Raw genomic sequence first — 18,124 nt, forward strand, 5'->3', positions numbered from 1 at the left:
ATACGAATAATCATTGACTAAGGCGGTTCGTCGCCTATTATGGCCTGAGATTTACCGCCCTATCGGGTATCTCAGGAGACCGCCATGATCGTTATCCTCTCTCTCCCCTACCCGCTGACCGAGCTGTAACGCTCCTCCTGCCCTTTCGCCATTTCACGAGAGCATGCGGAACGTCTGTTTCGGAGAGCGTCATGGACCAGAAAGATATCGACTTCGAGAAGATCAAAGAGCGGCTTGTGCTCTTTGCACGGCGGCCTGAAGACCTCCTGATCGCCTCCGTGATCTGTGTCATTCTGGCCGGACTTCTGCCCTGTGCCCACCGCCATGTCGAACGCGATATGGCGTCCTATCAGCAGATTGGCTTCAGCGGCTTTCATGTTCTTGGCCTACTGCTCTGGATCACGGTTGCCGCTTTCGCAGCCTCCACCCTCAGCCGGGTACGGGCAAGCTTCAATGTCCCACGTCATTACTGCGATCGCGCCTGCTATGCGCTGTCCCTGTTCTGCCTGGTCAGGATCTACATCTTCCTGCAATCCGCCCAGACGACCACAAGCGGATTTTTCTTCTTCTTTTCGACCTTCCAGCTTTATTTCACGCCCGCCATCGGTGCTGTGTTTCTCCTGATCGCCCCGGCCCTGCTCTGGCGGGCCACGCATCTCGAGAACGAACAGGTGCAGGCGATCTCGCAGGATCAGACGCAGATGTCCCCGCCCGAAGGTCCTGACACCTGACCTGACGCTTTTCGACCCGTCAGATCTCAAAGACCCTGAGTTTCCAGACACAAGGATTGGCAGAGCCGGATCCTTCACAGGGCCTGCTGCCTGAACGCGCCCACACAGCCAAATGGTCCGATTTCGAAATGGTTTTCCTCATTTCTGTCGGACATAAGTAAAGGAACACACGCCCATGAACACACCCTCAAAATATCCCCTCGCACTGGCTGGTTTGCTGATGATGGCAGGCTGCACACAGATGCAGCCCAATGACGCGATCGTGCCGTTGCAGGCTGCAACAGCACAGATGATCGGACTGGCCTCTTCCGATGAACTGACAGTCAGCAATGTTCAGGCCACCAGCCCCGACGGACTGGGCGGGCAGCAACTGTCCTATACAGCCACAACCGTGCGTGGACGTGTCTTTTCCTGCTCTGCGCTGATGACGCCAGGCCTGCTTACAGAACCCCCCAAAGTGTCAGCCCCCCACTGCACGCCCGTCCTCGTCCATCAATGATCCGGCGCTGAACCGCATCGGACGACCTCTGATGACATGCCTCCCCTGAAACACGACGCCTTCACGCCCAAAATGTAAGGTTGCTCTCCATGTCCGATACCTTTCTGTCCTCAGGTCAGTCTTTGAACACTGTCACGATCGGTGATGGTGACAGTGTCTATATCGGTTCCGGGGCCAGCACCTCGGATCTTGAACTGGCGCCTGGTGGCAACGAATATGTCATGGCAGGCGGTCAGGCCCTTGGGACCGTTGTCAGCGCAGGCGGCTTTCTTTTTGCAGCAGGCGGAACCGACGCAGCATCAGCCATCGTCTCCGGAGGCACAATCGACGCCGACGCCGAAGCCGTGATCAGCGAGAACGGTGTTGCATCGTCCGTACATGTGCAAAGCGGTGCCCTCCTCAGTGTCGTCAGCGCGGGGATCACAACCGGCAGCATTCTCTTCTCTGGCGCTTTCGAGACAGTCGCATCTGGGGGGACGGCCAGTGCAACCGACATTCAGGACGGAGGAACTCTGGTTGTCACCCCTGGAGGAACAGTCACGGACACAATGCTTGCCCCGGGCGGACACGTTGTTTCGACGGGCATTTTCTTCTTTTCATCAACCAACCCCGTTACCGTCTCCGGCATGTCCACCACGGATCAGCCCGTAAGTGGAGCCGTCCTGGGCTCAGGCGTCCACGCCATTTTACTCCCCGAGGGCGTCCTTACGGATGCGGACATCCAGTCAGGCGGAGCTGTTGCGGTCCTCACGGGAGGCATCCTCTCTGGCGGGACGATCGAGGCGGGAGGTTCGGCGATTATCGGTGATGGGGCCTCTGCGACCGATGTCACTGTCGCTAACGGAGGCTGGCTGGTGCTGTCTGGAAATACAGAGGCTGCCGGCCTTCCAGAAGCGGCGACACTGATGGGCATAACGATCGAGAATGGCGGCGCGATTGACGTTGAAAACGCAGATGTTTCTGCGTCTCTCTCGGGAGATGTCCTCACCCTCACGTCCGGAGCCCTGACGACAACGATTGAACTGACAGGCGATTATGACCATGCCTCCCTGACGATCTCAGGGGACAATAATGAAGGCACGCTCATCACCCTTGAAGACGGAACGCCCTGCTACGGCCGCGGCACACTGATTTCAACGGCAGAGGGCGAGGCCGCCGTCGAAGACCTGAACATTGGTGATCTCGTCCGGACCGCGTCTGGCGCCCTCCGCCCTGTCCGCTGGATCGGCCGACGGTCTTATTCCGGCCGGTTTGCGTCAGGCAATCGTGACGTTCTGCCTGTGGTCTTCAAGTCAGGAAGTCTGGGAAACGGCCTGCCACGACGGGATCTGTCTGTCTCACCGCTGCATGCGATGTTTCTCGAGAACGTACTGATCCCGGCCGTTCTTCTCGTCAACGGCGTGACCATTCTTCAGGCGCAGGCCATGGACGAGGTCAGCTATTTCCATATCGAACTGGACAGCCATGACGTTCTTCTTGCGGAAGGTGCGCCGTCAGAAAGCTTCATCGATGATGGCTCCCGCGGCATGTTCCACAATGCCGCCGAGTATCAGGCCCTGTATCCAACCGCTGCACAGTCCCTGCCCCAGTACTGCGCCCCACGCCTGGAAGAAGGACAGCATCTGGGGGAGATCCGCTCCCGCCTGAACGCCCATGCGGGACTGAAGACGCCTCCGAATACAGATCATGGTCCCATTGAAGGCTATCTTGATACGGTCACACGAACAGGGCTGACAGGCTGGGCGCGCAATCCCCTGTCAGATACTCCCGTGCGGCTGCGCCTTACCGATAACGGCATAACGGTTGCGGAGATTATTGCGGATCAGCCTCGTCCGGATGTGGGCGGCCCCTACGGGTTCAGCATCACCATACCCGGTGGTTTCTCCCCGAACGAACGCCATATCCTCGACATACAGCCCGTGGGAAGCCAAACAAGGCTGGGCCATACGCCCTGGATCCTGGATCTCCAGCAGGAGGTCCCCACACTGTCGTCAGAGGCGTGGCCACCTCGAGGCTGGATCGATATCGCCTCACGGGACAGGATTTCCGGCTGGATCTGCACTCCGGATGATCTGGCCACACCGGTAGCCATCCAGATCATCGTGAATGGTCAGCTTGCATCCCGCACTGTCGCGAATGCCAGACGCCCGGATGTTGCCCAAACGGGGCAGGCCTCAGAGCTCTGCGGCTTTAACGTGCTGTTCAGTCCCCCTCTTCCGCCTCATCGCCGTCATACTCTCGAAGTGCGCCGCGAAACTGACGGCCACCTCCTGTCCTCACCCGTCGTGATCGAGGCGGCGAACCGGTTTGATCCCGCCGTGGCACAGTTGCTCCGTCAGGCGGTGGCCTCGGCCGAGGATGCTCAGACACAGGCCAATATTCTGTCTTTTCTGCTCGCACAGACGGAGACACTGAAGCAGGCCCAGGCCGAGCGTGAGTCCGGTCGCGCGGGGACCGAACTGACAAACCTCAAAGTACGCCGCGGTCTGATCAAAGCCGAGCTCCCTGTTCCTCGTGCCCTGATCATCGACAGCCGTATCCCCGATCAGAGGCGGGATGCCGGTTCGGTGGCCATCCTGTCTCACATGCGGGCCCTGATCCGGCTGGGTTATGCGGTCTCGCTCGTCAGTGCGGATGGCTCAGCACAACAGGGCCAGACTCTGCCGTCTGACATCACTGTTCTTGGCCCTCCGTTCGTCTCGTCCGTCGAAGACGTTCTGCGTCGTCAGGCTGACAGTTTTGACGTCGTGTATCTTCACCGCCAGGAGATCGCCACCGCCTACCTGCCCCTTGTACGCCGTTATCAGCGACGAGCCCATGTCCTCTACGGCGTTGCGGATCTTCATCACCTGCGTCTCAGCCGTCAGGCCATCCACGAAGACAGGCCCGAGCTTCACGCCCAGGCGTTGCGTGTCCGGGCAGCGGAGTATTCGGCCGCCCGTCAGGCTGATGCCGTCCTGACGCATTCCAGCGTCGAAGCCACTCTCCTGCGCCGCGACCTTTCAGGCGTCAATGTTCATCGGGTACCCTGGGACGTTCGGACACGAGGACGCGTGCCAGGTTTCCACCGCCGTCACGGCATCGCCTTCATCGGGAATTTTTCGCATGCCCCGAATATCGATGCAGCCGTCTGGCTGGTCGAAACCGTCCTCCCCCTGATCTGGGCAGCCACCCCCCACATCCCCTGCGTGATTGCCGGAGCGGAGATGCCGGAACGCATCACGCGTCTGGCGGGACCGAATGTTGACGTCATCGGCGCCGTTCCGGATCTGCGAAACGTGCTTGATCGCGTACGGCTGACCGTCGCCCCTTTGCGTTATGGTGCGGGTGTCAAAGGCAAGGTTCTGGACAGTCTCGCAGCCGGTGTACCGTGCATCATGACGTCCATAGCCGCTGAAGGTCTTGATCTTCCGCAGGCCTTGTCCGGACTTATCGCGGACACCGGAGCTGGTATCGCGGCACGCATTGTCCAACTGCATGAAACACGCAGGCTTCATGCCGCAGCGGCGCGTTACGGCAAGGCCTATATTCAGAGTCATCACACCGAAAGCTGCGTCGATGAGCGCTTGCGTTCTGCGGTGACGCCTGCGGCCCGGAGACGATCCGCAAGCTAGTCGCGCTTCCCTCCTGATGAAGACGACGCTCTCTCCTTGCAGAGAAAGACACAGACAGGCGCTCCTCTCGGAGCGCCTGTCTGTCCTCAGGAACGATTTTGAAAACAGCTGACGGCACGCTCAAGGCGCAGCAGCGTGTCTTCCAGAACAAGCGTGATGCCCTCGAGTGGATGACTGAGGGTGTCATCCTCCTGATACACCTCGTCCATTGCACGTTTAACGCACGGCAGAACCACCTGCCGCACCAGAAGCTGCGCCTCGACCACATGATTGAAGCCGGCTGAGAACGATGTCTGCCCGGAGGATCCAGAGGGTGTCATGGTGTCTTTCCTTAATAGCCCCCATCCAAAGGGATTTCGTGCGTCCGCAGACCGTCAGAAACGACCGGGGAACCACGCAACGTCTTTGTCTTGATGGGGAAATTGGGTCCCATTGCCCGAAAAGACCGACCGGACTTTCAGGGACATTTGAGACACGGAGAACGCAAAGGCCTGCACACAAATGATGCGCAGGCCGAAAACGCCCGTTGGCTTAGTCAAAGTCGTGGAAGAACAGTCCGTCCATATCGTCGTATTCCACCACATCCCTCAGACAGCCCAAGCGTTCGGGCGGTGGGACAATGGCTGCTGACAAGGCGGCCATCATGTTGGGACGGCACCGATGCAGGAGATCCGTGGCCAGGGTCTGCACAGCCCAGAGCCGGGCGAACTCATGCGTCGAGAAAAACGTGTCCATCTCCCGAGGCAGGATATCGCTGGCGAGATTGGCCAGCCCATAACTCTCCCGCTCCGGACACAGCAGACGCGCGTTTCGGTAGAGACAGAGCCAGTGTGGTGGGCTGTCGCACACCCCTCCCAGAAGACGCTTCACAAAGGCCGCATGATAGGCCGCCATGATCAGGGGCGGTGGGACATCCCGTGGCATGACGGAGTGGAAGGCTTCGTCGCTGACAACCAGCGCTGGCCTCCCCTGATCATCCAGGGTCTGCTCAAGTCTGCACCGGGCGAGCCGGATCTGTGCACACCACCAGCTCAGCGCAGAAGTCTCATCAACGCTTTCAAAAAAGCCATCCCGTGACGCGACGATCACTTCACGCCCGGCCACCAAGGGGCCTGCTTCACAGGGGACAATATCGACGATACGGATCCGGCCCATGGGCCATCGCGGCAGAGATGCCGGCCGTTCTGCACGGCGACGAAAAGCCGCAGGGAGGGACACCCCGCTCATGACCGTGCCTCCCTGCGGCGAAGAGACGCGATCACCCTGCGGTACTCCTGCTGCAGTCCGTCCAGATCCATCAGATGGTCCAGATAGAGGCACATCGGCTCAATGCCGAGCTCCGCATAGAAGTCCAGGCGGCGATCCAGCCGGTCGAGCCATTCTTCTTCCAGAGGGTTTCGCACAATGCGGTCGGAGCCACACGCGCCAACCACTTCGAGATAGGCCGCAGAGCGCTTGAAGCGGATTGTCAGATCGGCGCGATAGTCTCCGTCTTCCGGGCTGATCGGCTGGTGCAGATCGAGTTGAAGGCCCCGCACCATGTAAGGCAGCAATTGTTCATACGCCAGACGCTCGGGCAGAGAGTCCAGCACCGTGCCGTCTTCTGCGACAGGACCACCGACCGGGAGGTCGGGCCAACGTTTGGAGACCTGGCGGAGGAAGCGCGCCCACTCCGATGTCCCGCTCTCGCCGATGAACACGAGGTGGTCGGCTTGCGGTCCGACATAGCGCAGCATTTCGGAGTTCGGGGGGACGCCGAGATCCAGTGTCAGACGTCGGTACAACTGCAGGTCGGTTTCGGTGGCATGATAGGACGATGAGACCGACCGCTTTCTGGGCGAGTAGGAATGAACACTTAACGTGGCCATACGAGAGTAATCCTGGGCGTGAGAAACTCCCCCTGACGCAGACACGGCTCAAACCCTGATTAAGGGCGCCATGCTGAGACATCCGGCTACAAGCCGCTTGATGGGGAGAGAGGTCAATGGACCTCATCTCATGCTCACTGCTCACTGCTCACCAGGAGGGTTCCCAGATGCGACTGCCCTTGCCCGCTCGAACAAAGCCCGATCACCACCAGCTCTACCATCCTGCTACTCAACCGTAAAAATCCACGCGCCGCCGCACATTCAGCTCGTTTGTTTGTTCGTCCATTCCCCAAAGGGATACGCAAAAGCGCTTGTATGCTGTTCCTGACCTTTGGGTCATTGTCGCGCGTCTTTCCTTGCACCCTTCAGCGCTGCTCAACATCCGTTTCTGACAGCCGCTTCTGCACCAAGGGTGCCTTGGTCTGTAGGGAATTATTGTGGCCGCATTTGCACCCGGTTTGCGTCATCTTCGCTCTTTATTTGCACGGAAGCCGCTTGGTTTTCAGTTCCCGAGCCACATGGAGTTTCGATCTCAAAGAGCACAGTCACCAAGACGAAAGAGCAACACGGGTCGTGTTTTAGTGCTGTCGCAGTGCATTACGCGCCTTTCGCCGAAGCAATAATTTCGACGAACACTACCATCACGATCGCAAAGGGCTTGCGGATCACCCAGTGTTTTTATGTTAGAATTCAGCGCAAAAAAATCGTGTCGACTCACGCAGCATGTTTCCAGAACCATGCCAGTCCGGAGCAGAAAAATGACGGATCTGAATATCGAAGAACTGGTCCGGAAAGCACAAAAAAGCCGCAAGAAAAAAACGCTTGAGCTTTTTATGGATGAGCATTTCGAAGAGCTTGAAGCAGCAATTCAAAAAAAGCCGGGCTGGCCAACGCTGATGATCGTGTTCCAAAAGCTCGATTTGAAAAATGCTTGGGGAAACAAACTGGCAGTCGGGACGGTCCGACGTACCTGGCACCGCGTGTGCAAATCTCGTTCATTAAGGACGCAAATATTAGTTCCGAGAAACGAAGTTGTACGCATCCTAAGGCGAAAGCAGGACCCAGTGCCTCATGAAGCCAGGGCCTCGCAAACTCATCTGGAAAGGATGGACGGTGAAACACGCGCTGGCTCCTCTCACACAACATCAGAAATTGACCGCGCCATCAGTCAATCCCGACAACGCTCCCTCCCAATGCCAGCTCGTATAGAAAGAAGGTCGCCCTCGGACTCGTGATCACGAATAGTTGAAATCACTCCGTCAAACCCAACATCGCACCGCTGTTTCTGTAAATACGACACAACCTGTTGTCTTTTGAAACACCCAGGTGTTTTCAAAACAAATCATATATCTACGGTTTGTTTTGAAAACGATATTTATTAATAATATTTCTTCTAAAATAAATGTTGCTCTCTCACCTTCGATATTCAAATCAAAAGGGTGGAAGCAGGATTAACAGACTCTTCAAATCTTGCCTCTGTCACATTCAACAATTTCTGTCGCGGGCGGCAAAGCATACCTGCTGCCTTGGGCATCGAAGCAGGAGGTCATATTGAAATGGTCAAAGGCGTTACTGAAGAACCCGGTCATACAATCGTTGCACCCTCCATGCCCGGGAGACCACGTATTGTCTTCCCACTTGGGAGAGGTAATCGCGGCAAGACGCTCCTCACACGGTGGATGATCGAACGCGCCTTCATGTCAGGAAGAGATGTCGGCATTGCAGATGCAGACAGAACGAATTCAAGCCTCTCGTCATATTTCGAGAACGTTTTGTCTCCCCAAAGCGCTGATGATTCCAGTGTCATGGAATGGTTCGAGGACATCCTCGACAAGCATATAACCGATCAGAAGTCTCTCGTAATCGATTTTGGAGGTGGCGACCTGACCGTCAAGAGAGCAAGTCTCGAACTGGAGCTCGTCAACATGCTGGACCAAGAAGGCATTGATCTTGTTGCAGCACACCTCATAGGCCCTGATCCCGATGACCTGGCTTATCTCGCTACCGTAGAAGAAAACGAACTATTTGCGCCAACAAGAACACTGTTGATATTCAACGAATATTGCATTCCTAAAGCAATGCCTCGCGACGAGGCTTTCATACGCACAGTGCGTAACCATAAGATCATCGAAAAAACACTCGATCGTGGCGCCCGCCTTGTCATCATGCCGGCTTTGCCTGTCGTACATGAACTTGATCGCCGACGGATCGCCTTTTTCGAAGCCCTCTCTGAAAAGTCTGATCCAGGACACACACCACTCTCTCGATTTACACGGCAGCGCGTCATGCTCTGGTTACGCGACATGGAAAGCGCTTTTGCAGGGGTCAATCACTGGCTTCCCTGACCCCTAAAAAAAGACCCCTTGTCAAAAGGAATTCGACAATGACCGTACAAGATAATCTGCACGATAACGATCTTGTAGAACTAGCAAGGCGTCAGGGAATTCTCAACGATGACCCATTAATGCCCGTCATCACTCTCATCAACGCGTCACTCAAAACCATTCAGCAGCAGACGTTCATTCTGAATCAGACTTTCGAAGCCACGCAAAAAGAAATCACAGGCGCTCTACGGGAGAGGGTAGATTACGCCAAAGCAGAAACCATGCGAATGAAGCAGAAAAGTGAATTTCTTCAAAAGAAAATAGTTCTTGATATTGGTCATAAGATCGCCGAACTGGCTGAGACCGCGCTCTCCCGAAATATTAAACTCGTTGAAACAAAAACAATCGCGGGCATCGTCTCAGCAGGACTGATCGCTATCTGCATCGCATATGGTCTCGGCAATGTGCACGGCTTTCACAATGGATCGCAGGACGTCCAGTTCAAGGCTGACCAGCAAATGGCGGCCTTCCGGGCGACAGCAAATGAAGCGGCGAAGCTGTTTCTCGACAGGTCTGAGGAACTGGCACTGTGGGCACCAATCATTCGCCTCAATCAACTCAACGGCTCTTCGAGGCTGCGGGATTGTTATGGCCGGTTTCTGTTCAGTTTTAGCAACAGGCCAGATCAACCCGGCTGCTGGCTCCCTTTACGAATTCCTGTTCCCCTAAAACGCCCGCAGAGCATGTCCTTGCAATTCCTTCCTCCGGCGGAATCACCGGAGAGCCCTGATCAATAATACCGGGCATCAACCGGAGCAGGACGTAATCATGACGCAGAGCATTCTTGAGACGAAACTCGACGGCCTTGTCCTGAGCCTTCATGCCATGTCGGAGACCCAGGCCATACATGGCAAAATACTCACAACTCTGCTTGACGCCCTGGGCGTTCCCGGAACTGACGGGAATGACCTCGTTCAGGTCATACGCGACGTTCTCAGCACACTTGAGAAACAGCGTCATGACACGGAAAAACTAAACGAGCAGATCATGAAACTGCCTCAACAACTGGGGGATGTCTTCGCGTCAGAACTCCAGCATTGTCTGACAGAAGAGGTCCCCTGATGTTGACCTACCGGACGGGTGCAGCAACCACACCTTCTGCAGCATCTTTTATGGCAGATCATCTCCTGGAGTTAACGGTTCCGCCCCAACAGGCGGCTCTGGCGCGGTACTATAGCGGCGCGGTTTCATCCAAAACTGAAGCAATTTGCGCCGCGGAAGTCGGTCACAATTTGAACCCTCGTCTGTTCGACACTCTTGGACTTTCACCGGGCCAGGCTGTCGGACGGGACGCAATCGCCCGTCTTCTCTCGGGCTTACGAGCAGACGGCCAACCCATTGCCGGCAAGCAGATTCAAAGCGGCACACAAAGTCTCGCAGATCTCCTGTCTCTTCCCAACACCTCGCTACCCGATCGAGAAACCCTCGAAAATATCGCGAACAGTCTTAATGACCACAACACGCCAGGAACTGCCGAGAAGCGTCACGCCTCAAAAAGATTATTCCGATTTTATAATGTTCCTGACGGACACCCCATCGACGCCCCCTTGTGCAGCCAGTTAGCCCAAGGCACGGATTTCAACGGTACCCCCGTGGACAGAAGACATTTTCTGAATGCTGTCACTGCTTCGAAATCCCGCATCGGTTATATCGATCTGACCTGGTCCGCAGATAAATCCGTATCGATTGCCTGGGCCTTTGCCAAAACTGATGCAGAACGCGCGATGATCCTTCAGGCGCATCGTGATGCCGTAGACGACGTCATGAAACAGGTAGAGATTGAAATCGGAAGAGCCCGAAAAGGTAAAGCCGGGCGATTAGGTTTTGAGCATGGCGCGCTCGGCTGGATAAGATTTGACCATTTCACGGCCCGTCCGACCATTGATATTCCCGACGTCGACACGCTCTCAGGCGAAAATTTCACTCGTCGTCTGACGATCCAAACCAATGGAGACCCACAACTCCATACACACGTCATTGTTCCCAACGTGGTTGTCACCGACAGCGGGCGTGTCGGCGGTCTTGACCTCAAGCGCCTGTCAGGTCGTGTCAAGGAGCTTGGCGCGCTTTACCAGGCTTTTCTGGCTCGTAATCTTCGTGCAGTGGGCGTCGAAGTTGCTCTCGATTGCGACACGGGGGCAGCACGCCTGACCGCAGTTCCTGACGAGATACGCCAGGCTTTCTCCAAGCGCACCATGGACGGCACGACGGCAGCACGTGTTTATGCCAAGAAACAGGGGATCGACTGGAATGCTCTCAGCCCATCCCGCCGTATCTCCCTTCTCAAACAGGGTGTGCAAGGAGATCCCCGACAGGCAAGGCAGGATGACCTGTCGGATTTCGTTTCCTGGAAACATCAGGCTGTAGCCCTGGACTGGCACGCACCACCCTTTGTGCACGTAAGACGGCAGACGCCACAGCAGGATGATCAGAAACGTCTCAACGCTGCGTTCGATATCGCTTGCAAGCTTCTTACAGCACGCTTTGAAAAAAGCGCGGTTCTTCAAGAAAGTGATGCCCGGATCTGTGCTGCACGCGCGCTGATCCAAAGCGGTATCGCTTCTGCCTCCGATATTGATGCCCTGATGTCCCTGTTTTCTCAAAGACAGATCCCCCTTCACGGTACCGAAACCCAGATCATCTGGGTGCCGGGCCCTGACGGGTTGGACGACACGCGGATGCGTCTGACAACCCAACTTCATGTTGATCGAGAAAGCGAACTGATTGCGTTTGCCCGTCAGGCTGCCTCGGACCAGAGTGGACAACTCTCCCCAAAAGCCATCAGCGCAGGGATCGTGAAAAGCAGACTGGATTTCAGTGGTCCGCACGGTCAGTCTCAACATCAGGCCATGACGGCACTTGGCACAGGGGGGCGACTGTCTGTGCTGATTGGCGTCGCCGGTTCCGGCAAAACCACGCTCCTTGCTCCTCTTGTACATGCCTGGCGGGATTCTGGCATGACCGTGTGGGGCACGGCGGTCGCATGGCGGCAGGCCGAAGCGCTTTCCGACGCCGGAATTGAAGCCTCCCATCTAAGGGCCACCTTCCCCCTATTGAAACAGATCGAGGCCGGACAGGTCGTTTTGAATAGGGAGTCGGTTGTTGTCCTCGATGAGTTGAGCCTGCTCAGTACAGAGCAATTACTTCACCTGCTGCGTGCACAAACCCATTTTGGATTTCGCCTGGTTCTGATCGGCGACCCGCTTCAGTGTGGGGCGGTCGAAGCAGGCCCCGTCATGGATCTGCTCGAACGTGCTTTGGGTCGGGAGACTATTTCTGAACTTCTGACCAGCGTGCGCCAGAAGAGCGCGCGAGAGCGCACAACCGCCCTGATGTTCCGCGATGGTCAAACGCACGAAGCGCTCCAGCGCAAATACGACGACGATACCCTGATCCTCGCACCTGGCAGTTGTCAGGAGGTTGTAGAAAAAGTCGCCGATCTCTGGCTCTCACGCTATGAGAGCGGGCGTGCGCAGGACGGGTTTAGCCTTACAGTCAGTGCTCCGACCAACGCCGATGCCCGAAGCATTGCAGTTGCCATTCGCGAGCGCCGCCGTCGGATTGGTGAACTTGGCTCAGACATAGTTCGGATTGATGCCGTAGACCAACATGGCACAGCTTACCCGATGCTGCTGGCTGCCGGAGATCGCGTAAGACTTTACGCGCGCACAAACGCACGTCGCGATGACGGAAAACGTGGCATCATCGGGAACAACGGCTCGGTGTTGACGGTGATCGGTGCGGATAAAAAGGGTTTATGGCTGCGCAATACGCAAGGTCATGACGGTTTTGTCGCCTGGGCGACGCTTAAAGATCCGGACAAAGATCGCATTCGGCTAGGCTATGGCGACGTCTTGTCGATTGACGCCACCCAGGGCGTCACAAGCACGGAACACATTGAAGCCATGCCTCAGGGATCATGCGCCGTGGATGCCCATCGCGCCTATGTCCAAGGCAGCCGTCATCGTCAGACCACCTGGCTCGTCACCTCGGAAGGCGCCGAACGACGAGAGATCTATAAACGCCGCCCTTTGGGTGACATCCGTCCAATCCGCACATCCGATCTGCTCGAGAACATGGCCCGCAACATGATGCGACGCGATCAACGCCTCTCTGCCCTTGCCCTGCTTGAACAGGCCCGGGGCGCCCAAAGGCGGACTCTCCAAGATTTTCAGAAAGCACGTCTCTCTCTGGAGCGCCGTCAGGACATAACAGGAGAACCGTCCTCGCTCATATCATTACGAAATCGGCACCGACAAAACCAACTCGCCCAAGGCGCTCTTGAACGGTTTTCTCAATCGTCCGAGAAAAGATCCCCACCCGTGGCAAAAGCATCGACAGCGAAACTGGGTGCCCCAACGACTGATCTGGCCTTGCTGATGTCGCAAGCCATTCGTCATGTCTTCTCTACAGTGGGACGCCATGTCAGAAACCTTCTTCAGCATCGGCGCCTCGACAAAGTGGCTAGAGAAGTCCGCAGCAAATTAACGGCAGATCAAATCCGGCTGTGGCGCCGAATCGAGCGCCCTCTCACTCCAGCAGAAATTCCCAGCTGGGGTTCGGAGGATTATTTTACGGGAGAGGCCAGAGAAGAGCTTCTTCGTTATGGTCACATCGACATGGCGCGCGCGGCGGCATTCCATAACCGCACGATGCAGCGTCAACAGGATGCCCGCAGAAAGGATCCCTGTGGCGTTCGTGCTGCGACGCAGCACGTCGACTGGCTGTTCCGGGTGGCCGGCTCTCAAAGAAACAGTGCTCATGTCACGACAGCAGAGACTCTGGAGATCCTGCTGCCGTTTCATACGCCCCCGGGCTCAAAGGATGTCCTTGACAACCTCCTCCGTGATCTCACCGAGATGGATATTCGAAATGACCGGGGTCCCGCCGACAAGCGTCGTCGCCTGCTGCTGACACGACAAAGCCTCGTGTCAGGCCTTGCGGCGTTTAATCTTGACACAACTACCAGTGTCTGTTGGCGATTGCTCCTCGCCAAATCCATCACAACGTCCATGGCTTCAGGATCATCAAAAGAGATGACGCGAGAGCCCGGTTCCCGACAGAAGTCAAAGCGTAGTTTTCGTCAAGGAAACAACTTTGAATGGGACTGATCTCATCAAAAAAATTGCCTCCGTTGCGAGAATGGGGGTCATATGACCCATATATCCAGATCAGGAGGATATGATTATGGTCAGACAAAAAGGTCCTTCGAGCATTGGGCCTGTCTATAAAAGAATTACCTTACCTTTAAAAACTCCTTTTTCCCGTCTTAATTTCAAATTACAGGCCGTCCTTCTTGCGACAGAACGGAGCCGACGTCTGGATCTCTTCAAAAAGCAGAAGGTGAGTGCTGACAAATTTTATTTCAATCCTGAGGCACGATATAAGCGCGTTTACGATTACATCAATCTTCACCTTATGAATGAGGCCTGGTTTCAAAGAAACCAAATGTCTGGCCTCAGAAGTTCAGGTAGTGGTTTTCTCGAATTTATCGATGGCTTTGACTTTAAAACATCCAAAGACCTCGAACAGCAGATCGATCAGGAATGGCCCACATGTCTTCTCCCAAACAAGGTCACACAGGAGAAACTGGACGACATTCTTTTATATCGGAAGGAAAGAGACCTATGGGCTTCTCAGGTCAGAACGGTTCGCCTTCAAAGAAAACTCGGCCATTCTGATCCTGCTTACGCGTTCCACGACTATGCCGCCATGCGAGCGAGCGTCATTGAAGAAGGACGCGCCATTATTGGGCTGGCCATGCAGATTGCGCTGCGACAAAGCCTGCACCACGATGCTATTCCCCTATCCTGGGAACGTCTTGCTCATGTTTTTGGTTACGCCGCAGGTGAAATCTCCCGAGGCCGCGATCCGGCCGATTACCTGATGGACGGGAGTGCCCCCCTTTTATGGAAAGGCGGCTTTACGGACACACTATCTGAAAAGCGGGTCGCTTACAGCACTGGCCGTACCCAATTTATGGCGCTCAAGGAATACTTTCTTCCGGTTGCACATATTCTGGGCGCCATGAGTGTCATCTCCAGTCATCCATACATCTCAAAAAACCTCCTGGACAGTCGATGGCCGTCTTACCAATCGGGACCAAAAGACCTTTTAAGAGGATACCGCGCCGGCTTCAGTTTTATGGACGACCCCGACGACGAGCTCTTAACAAAAGCGACGATCATTTACGCATTGCGCTTTCAGCTGGATTTAACGCGCAAATCTGCACACGTGCGATCCAGGGCGCTGCTTCCGCCACAGCAGATCGTTAGACTTGAGAGCGACTTTTATCCAGCCGAGATCGAAAAAACTCATCGTATTATTGGCAGATCAAAACGTCATCTATTCCTTCAGGAACCATTGCTCGGCAAAGACTACAAAGCACAAGGTCTTTACGCACGGGAAATCCCGGACCAGGACGAGTCCGAAACGCCTGATTCAGAGCCCAGAAAGGAGTCTTCGGAAGAGCCGATTCAGACGTCACACCCAGCTATGATTCTTCCTCCTTTACCAAGCGCGATTGTTGATGCTCTAGGGAGCTACAAAGATGTGAATCAGAAGCCACTATAGGCTGTCTGTCAGAATCCGCTAAAATGCGGATTCCATCGCAAGTCTCAGATCTGCGCAGAGTGCCCTCCGAAAGCGAGGAGGCATTATGCAGAGTCACAGCAGAGATTTTCCCCAGATCGTTCCACTCAAAGAGTGTCCGATTTATTTCGGCTTCAGTGCCGCAACAGCCATCCGGCTGGCACGGCAGGGAGACATCCGGATCGCGCGTCTCGGAAAAGCCGGTATTGTCACAGCCTCTGTTCGAGAGATGATCAAGCGCAAAATCCGTGCCGCCGCACGCAATGAGACCGACGTGCCCAATCTGGGCACGCTGCTAACGCAATATCATGACTTACCTGCGCTCCTTCATATGAGCCACGTTGAAAGACATTTTCACTTTTCCCGCAGCACCGCCTACTGCCTTGCTGAACAACGTCACATCACCACCATCAAAATCGGGACTGCAAGACTGGTCGTGGTCGACCTGCTGCTGGTGTCCCTTCAGCAAAAAACCGTTGTGCTGTGCACAAACGACTCTTGCGGGAGCGCGTCAGGTGATTCACCATGAGCCCGAAGCATCCGGCTGAACGGCCCACCTCTCCCGACCATTCGCTCGCTTTGAAGCCTTTAAAGCCAGACAGAAACAGCCCCTCAAGTGTAGAGAACCGCCTGCGAACGGTTGTGCGCCTTCTTGCGCACAGTGCAGCACGAGAGTGGTTTGAAGCAGATCAGTTACGCCAGCAGAGCGCCCAGAAAGGCGCCACATCACCAGGAGACAGACCGCCATGAAAGTTGCCCTTTATGCGCGTTATTCTTCGGACAACCAGCGGGATGCGTCCATTGAAGATCAATTCCGGATCTGCCGCGGTTATGCGGACACACAGGGCTGGACGATCGTTGACAGTTACAGCGACCGGGCAATTTCCGGGGCATCCCTGATCCGGCCTGGTATCCAGGAGCTCATTACGGATGCCAATGCTGGTCGCTTCCAGATCCTCCTGACAGAGGCCATGGATCGCCTGTCTCGCGATCAGGAAGATATCGCTGGTCTGTTCAAACGCATGAGCTTTGCAGGGGTAAAGATCGTCACGCTTTCAGAGGGTGAGATCAATCACCTGCACATTGGCCTGACCGGCACGATGAATGCGCTCTATCTCAAGGAACTGGCCAACAAGACCCGCCGCGGTCTGCGCGGCCGCGTCGAACTCGGCAAATCCGGTGGCGGCCTGTGCTACGGCTACGATGTTGTCAAACAGCGCGACAGTCATGGCGAACCGATTTGCGGAGAGCGCGCCATTAATGATGATCAGGCCCAGATCGTCCGACGGATCTTTCGGGACTATGCCGACGGCAAATCCCCCAAATCCATTGCTCTGTCTCTGAATGCCGAAGGCCATCGCGGTCCCCTGTCCGGAGCCTGGAGTCCATCAACGATCAATGGCAACCGCGAACGCGGCACGGGAATCCTCAACAACGAACTCTATATCGGCCGGCTGATCTGGAACCGCCTGCGCTACATCAAGGATCCGAGCACCGGGAAACGGGTGTCACGCCTGAACCCTGAATCCGAATGGGTTCTTCAGGATGTTCCTGATCTGCGCATTATCGAGCAGGATCTCTGGGATGCGGTCAAAGCCCGTCAGAGCAAAACAACCTGGTCGCAGAAATCCCGCGGTACAGGTGCACATCCGCTGAACGCCCTGCAACGTCCGACCCATCTCCTGACGGGCCTTATCAAATGCGGCTGTTGTGGAGGCGGGTTTTCGATGATCTCTAAAAACCATCTTGGCTGCTCAACGGCCCGGAACAAGGGCACCTGCGAGAACCGCCTGACAATCCGTCGGGACGTTCTGGAAAAATCCGTACTCCACGGTCTCCGAACCCAGATGATGGAGCCCGCACTCTTCAAAGAATTCTGCGACGAGTTCACGCGCGAGATAAACCGTCTGCGCATGGAGAAAGGGGCCGATCTGGCTGCTCTGAAATCCGACCTTCCCAAAATCAAGCGCGAACTCGACAAGGCCGTGCAGGCTATCCTCGACGGCTTTGCCAGCCCTGCTCTCAAGACACGTATGGAGCAACTCGAAGCTCGCAAAGCGGAGATTGAGGGACGGCTGGCCAACGCCCCTTCCCCGCCGCCTCTGCTGCATCCCAACATGGCGGAGTTGTATCGCCAGAAAATCGCGACGCTCCACGAGAGTCTTCAGAATGAAGTCAGCAGAACACAGACGGTAGAAGCGATCCGGTCCCTGATCACGCGGATCAAACTCATTCCAGAGAATGGGAAACTCGGGATTTTTCTTGAGGGTGATCTGGCTGCGATGTTGAGATTTTCCACGAACAGGAAAAACGCCACGCGTCATCCGGACGCTAGCGTTCTCGAGAAGTTCTTAGTGCAGGATACATTGGTTGCGGGGGTAGGATTTGAACCTACGGCCTTCAGGTTATGAGCCTGACGAGCTACCGGGCTGCTCCA

General features: G+C 55.8%; 15 protein-coding genes. 12 read left to right on the forward strand and 3 right to left on the reverse strand.

Annotation, left to right across the window (positions count from 1 at the left end; all coding sequences use genetic code 11):
- Window positions 1–191 precede the first annotated feature (191 nt).
- The 3 genes from R5H23_RS04495 to R5H23_RS04505 all read left to right on the forward strand — a co-directional run bounded on the left by R5H23_RS04495 (window position 192) and on the right by R5H23_RS04505 (window position 4,844).
- Window positions 192–731, forward strand: coding sequence for a hypothetical protein (locus tag R5H23_RS04495; protein WP_317214560.1), 540 nt, complete (start codon window positions 192–194; stop codon window positions 729–731).
- 175 nt (window positions 732–906) lie between these two features.
- Window positions 907–1,230: a hypothetical protein gene (locus R5H23_RS04500; protein ID WP_317214561.1), complete on the forward strand. Its 324-nt coding sequence runs from the start codon at window positions 907–909 to the stop codon at window positions 1,228–1,230.
- 89 nt (window positions 1,231–1,319) lie between these two features.
- A complete protein-coding gene (locus R5H23_RS04505; protein WP_317214562.1) occupies window positions 1,320–4,844 on the forward strand; it encodes a Hint domain-containing protein in 3,525 nt (1,174 codons plus the stop codon).
- A gap of 86 nt (window positions 4,845–4,930) precedes the next feature.
- Here R5H23_RS04505 and R5H23_RS04510 read toward each other — a convergent pair whose 3' ends face one another.
- The 3 genes from R5H23_RS04510 to R5H23_RS04520 all read right to left on the reverse strand — a co-directional run bounded on the left by R5H23_RS04510 (window position 4,931) and on the right by R5H23_RS04520 (window position 6,712).
- A complete protein-coding gene (locus R5H23_RS04510; protein ID WP_317214563.1) occupies window positions 4,931–5,164 on the reverse strand; it encodes a hypothetical protein in 234 nt (77 codons plus the stop codon).
- A 211-nt stretch (window positions 5,165–5,375) separates the two neighbouring features.
- Window positions 5,376–6,071 (reverse strand): hypothetical protein, encoded by a 696-nt coding sequence (locus R5H23_RS04515; protein WP_317214564.1) that lies wholly within the window; start codon window positions 6,069–6,071, stop codon window positions 5,376–5,378.
- Window positions 6,068–6,712 (reverse strand): hypothetical protein, encoded by a 645-nt coding sequence (locus R5H23_RS04520; RefSeq protein ID WP_317214566.1) that lies wholly within the window; start codon window positions 6,710–6,712, stop codon window positions 6,068–6,070. The genes R5H23_RS04515 and R5H23_RS04520 overlap by 4 nt, the downstream gene beginning before the upstream one ends.
- Before the next feature lie 758 nt (window positions 6,713–7,470).
- Between R5H23_RS04520 and R5H23_RS04525 the strand changes: the two genes are divergently transcribed.
- From R5H23_RS04525 to R5H23_RS04565, 9 genes are all read left to right on the forward strand, one after another.
- Window positions 7,471–7,947, forward strand: a complete 477-nt coding sequence (locus R5H23_RS04525; protein ID WP_317214567.1) for a hypothetical protein — start codon at window positions 7,471–7,473, stop codon at window positions 7,945–7,947.
- A gap of 321 nt (window positions 7,948–8,268) precedes the next feature.
- Window positions 8,269–9,057, forward strand: coding sequence for a hypothetical protein (locus R5H23_RS04530; RefSeq protein WP_317214568.1), 789 nt, complete (start codon window positions 8,269–8,271; stop codon window positions 9,055–9,057).
- A gap of 38 nt (window positions 9,058–9,095) precedes the next feature.
- Window positions 9,096–9,833: a hypothetical protein gene (locus R5H23_RS04535; RefSeq protein ID WP_317214570.1), complete on the forward strand. Its 738-nt coding sequence runs from the start codon at window positions 9,096–9,098 to the stop codon at window positions 9,831–9,833.
- A gap of 31 nt (window positions 9,834–9,864) precedes the next feature.
- The gene (locus R5H23_RS04540; RefSeq protein WP_317214571.1) at window positions 9,865–10,158 is read left to right on the forward strand and encodes a hypothetical protein; all 294 of its coding nucleotides are present in this window, start codon (window positions 9,865–9,867) and stop codon (window positions 10,156–10,158) included.
- Entirely contained in the window at window positions 10,158–14,207 is a 4,050-nt protein-coding gene (gene mobF / locus R5H23_RS04545) for a MobF family relaxase (RefSeq protein ID WP_317214573.1), read from the forward strand. Before R5H23_RS04540 ends, mobF begins: the two co-directional genes overlap by 1 nt.
- A 76-nt stretch (window positions 14,208–14,283) precedes the next feature.
- On the forward strand, window positions 14,284–15,669 hold the full coding sequence (locus R5H23_RS04550) for a hypothetical protein (protein ID WP_317214574.1): 1,386 nt from the start codon (window positions 14,284–14,286) through the stop codon (window positions 15,667–15,669).
- 85 nt (window positions 15,670–15,754) lie between these two features.
- Window positions 15,755–16,216, forward strand: a complete 462-nt coding sequence (locus tag R5H23_RS04555; RefSeq protein ID WP_317214575.1) for a hypothetical protein — start codon at window positions 15,755–15,757, stop codon at window positions 16,214–16,216.
- Entirely contained in the window at window positions 16,213–16,437 is a 225-nt protein-coding gene (locus R5H23_RS04560) for a hypothetical protein (protein WP_317214576.1), read from the forward strand. The genes R5H23_RS04555 and R5H23_RS04560 overlap by 4 nt, the downstream gene beginning before the upstream one ends.
- Complete coding sequence (locus tag R5H23_RS04565; RefSeq protein ID WP_317214577.1) at window positions 16,434–18,098, forward strand: recombinase family protein; 1,665 nt, start codon at window positions 16,434–16,436, stop codon at window positions 18,096–18,098. The genes R5H23_RS04560 and R5H23_RS04565 overlap by 4 nt, the downstream gene beginning before the upstream one ends.
- Window positions 18,099–18,124: the final 26 nt, after the last annotated feature.

Origin of the sequence: Gluconobacter sp. GP1, assembly GCF_032913585.1 — a bacterium.
Classification (GTDB): Bacteria; Pseudomonadota; Alphaproteobacteria; order Acetobacterales; family Acetobacteraceae; genus Gluconobacter; species Gluconobacter cerinus.

Excerpts from the sequence above, each read along its gene's own strand:
- R5H23_RS04495 (WP_317214560.1), top strand. The coding sequence starts at position 192 with ATGGACCAGAAAGATATCGACTTCGAGAAGATCAAAGAGCGGCTTGTG.
- R5H23_RS04500 (WP_317214561.1), top strand. The coding sequence starts at position 907 with ATGAACACACCCTCAAAATATCCCCTCGCACTGGCTGGTTTGCTGATG.
- R5H23_RS04505 (WP_317214562.1), top strand. The coding sequence starts at position 1,320 with ATGTCCGATACCTTTCTGTCCTCAGGTCAGTCTTTGAACACTGTCACG.
- R5H23_RS04510 (WP_317214563.1), bottom strand. The coding sequence starts at position 5,164 with ATGACACCCTCTGGATCCTCCGGGCAGACATCGTTCTCAGCCGGCTTC.
- R5H23_RS04515 (WP_317214564.1), bottom strand. The coding sequence starts at position 6,071 with ATGAGCGGGGTGTCCCTCCCTGCGGCTTTTCGTCGCCGTGCAGAACGG.
- R5H23_RS04520 (WP_317214566.1), bottom strand. The coding sequence starts at position 6,712 with ATGGCCACGTTAAGTGTTCATTCCTACTCGCCCAGAAAGCGGTCGGTC.
- R5H23_RS04525 (WP_317214567.1), top strand. The coding sequence starts at position 7,471 with ATGACGGATCTGAATATCGAAGAACTGGTCCGGAAAGCACAAAAAAGC.
- R5H23_RS04530 (WP_317214568.1), top strand. The coding sequence starts at position 8,269 with ATGGTCAAAGGCGTTACTGAAGAACCCGGTCATACAATCGTTGCACCC.
- R5H23_RS04535 (WP_317214570.1), top strand. The coding sequence starts at position 9,096 with ATGACCGTACAAGATAATCTGCACGATAACGATCTTGTAGAACTAGCA.
- R5H23_RS04540 (WP_317214571.1), top strand. The coding sequence starts at position 9,865 with ATGACGCAGAGCATTCTTGAGACGAAACTCGACGGCCTTGTCCTGAGC.
- mobF (WP_317214573.1), top strand. The coding sequence starts at position 10,158 with ATGTTGACCTACCGGACGGGTGCAGCAACCACACCTTCTGCAGCATCT.
- R5H23_RS04550 (WP_317214574.1), top strand. The coding sequence starts at position 14,284 with ATGGTCAGACAAAAAGGTCCTTCGAGCATTGGGCCTGTCTATAAAAGA.
- R5H23_RS04555 (WP_317214575.1), top strand. The coding sequence starts at position 15,755 with ATGCAGAGTCACAGCAGAGATTTTCCCCAGATCGTTCCACTCAAAGAG.
- R5H23_RS04560 (WP_317214576.1), top strand. The coding sequence starts at position 16,213 with ATGAGCCCGAAGCATCCGGCTGAACGGCCCACCTCTCCCGACCATTCG.
- R5H23_RS04565 (WP_317214577.1), top strand. The coding sequence starts at position 16,434 with ATGAAAGTTGCCCTTTATGCGCGTTATTCTTCGGACAACCAGCGGGAT.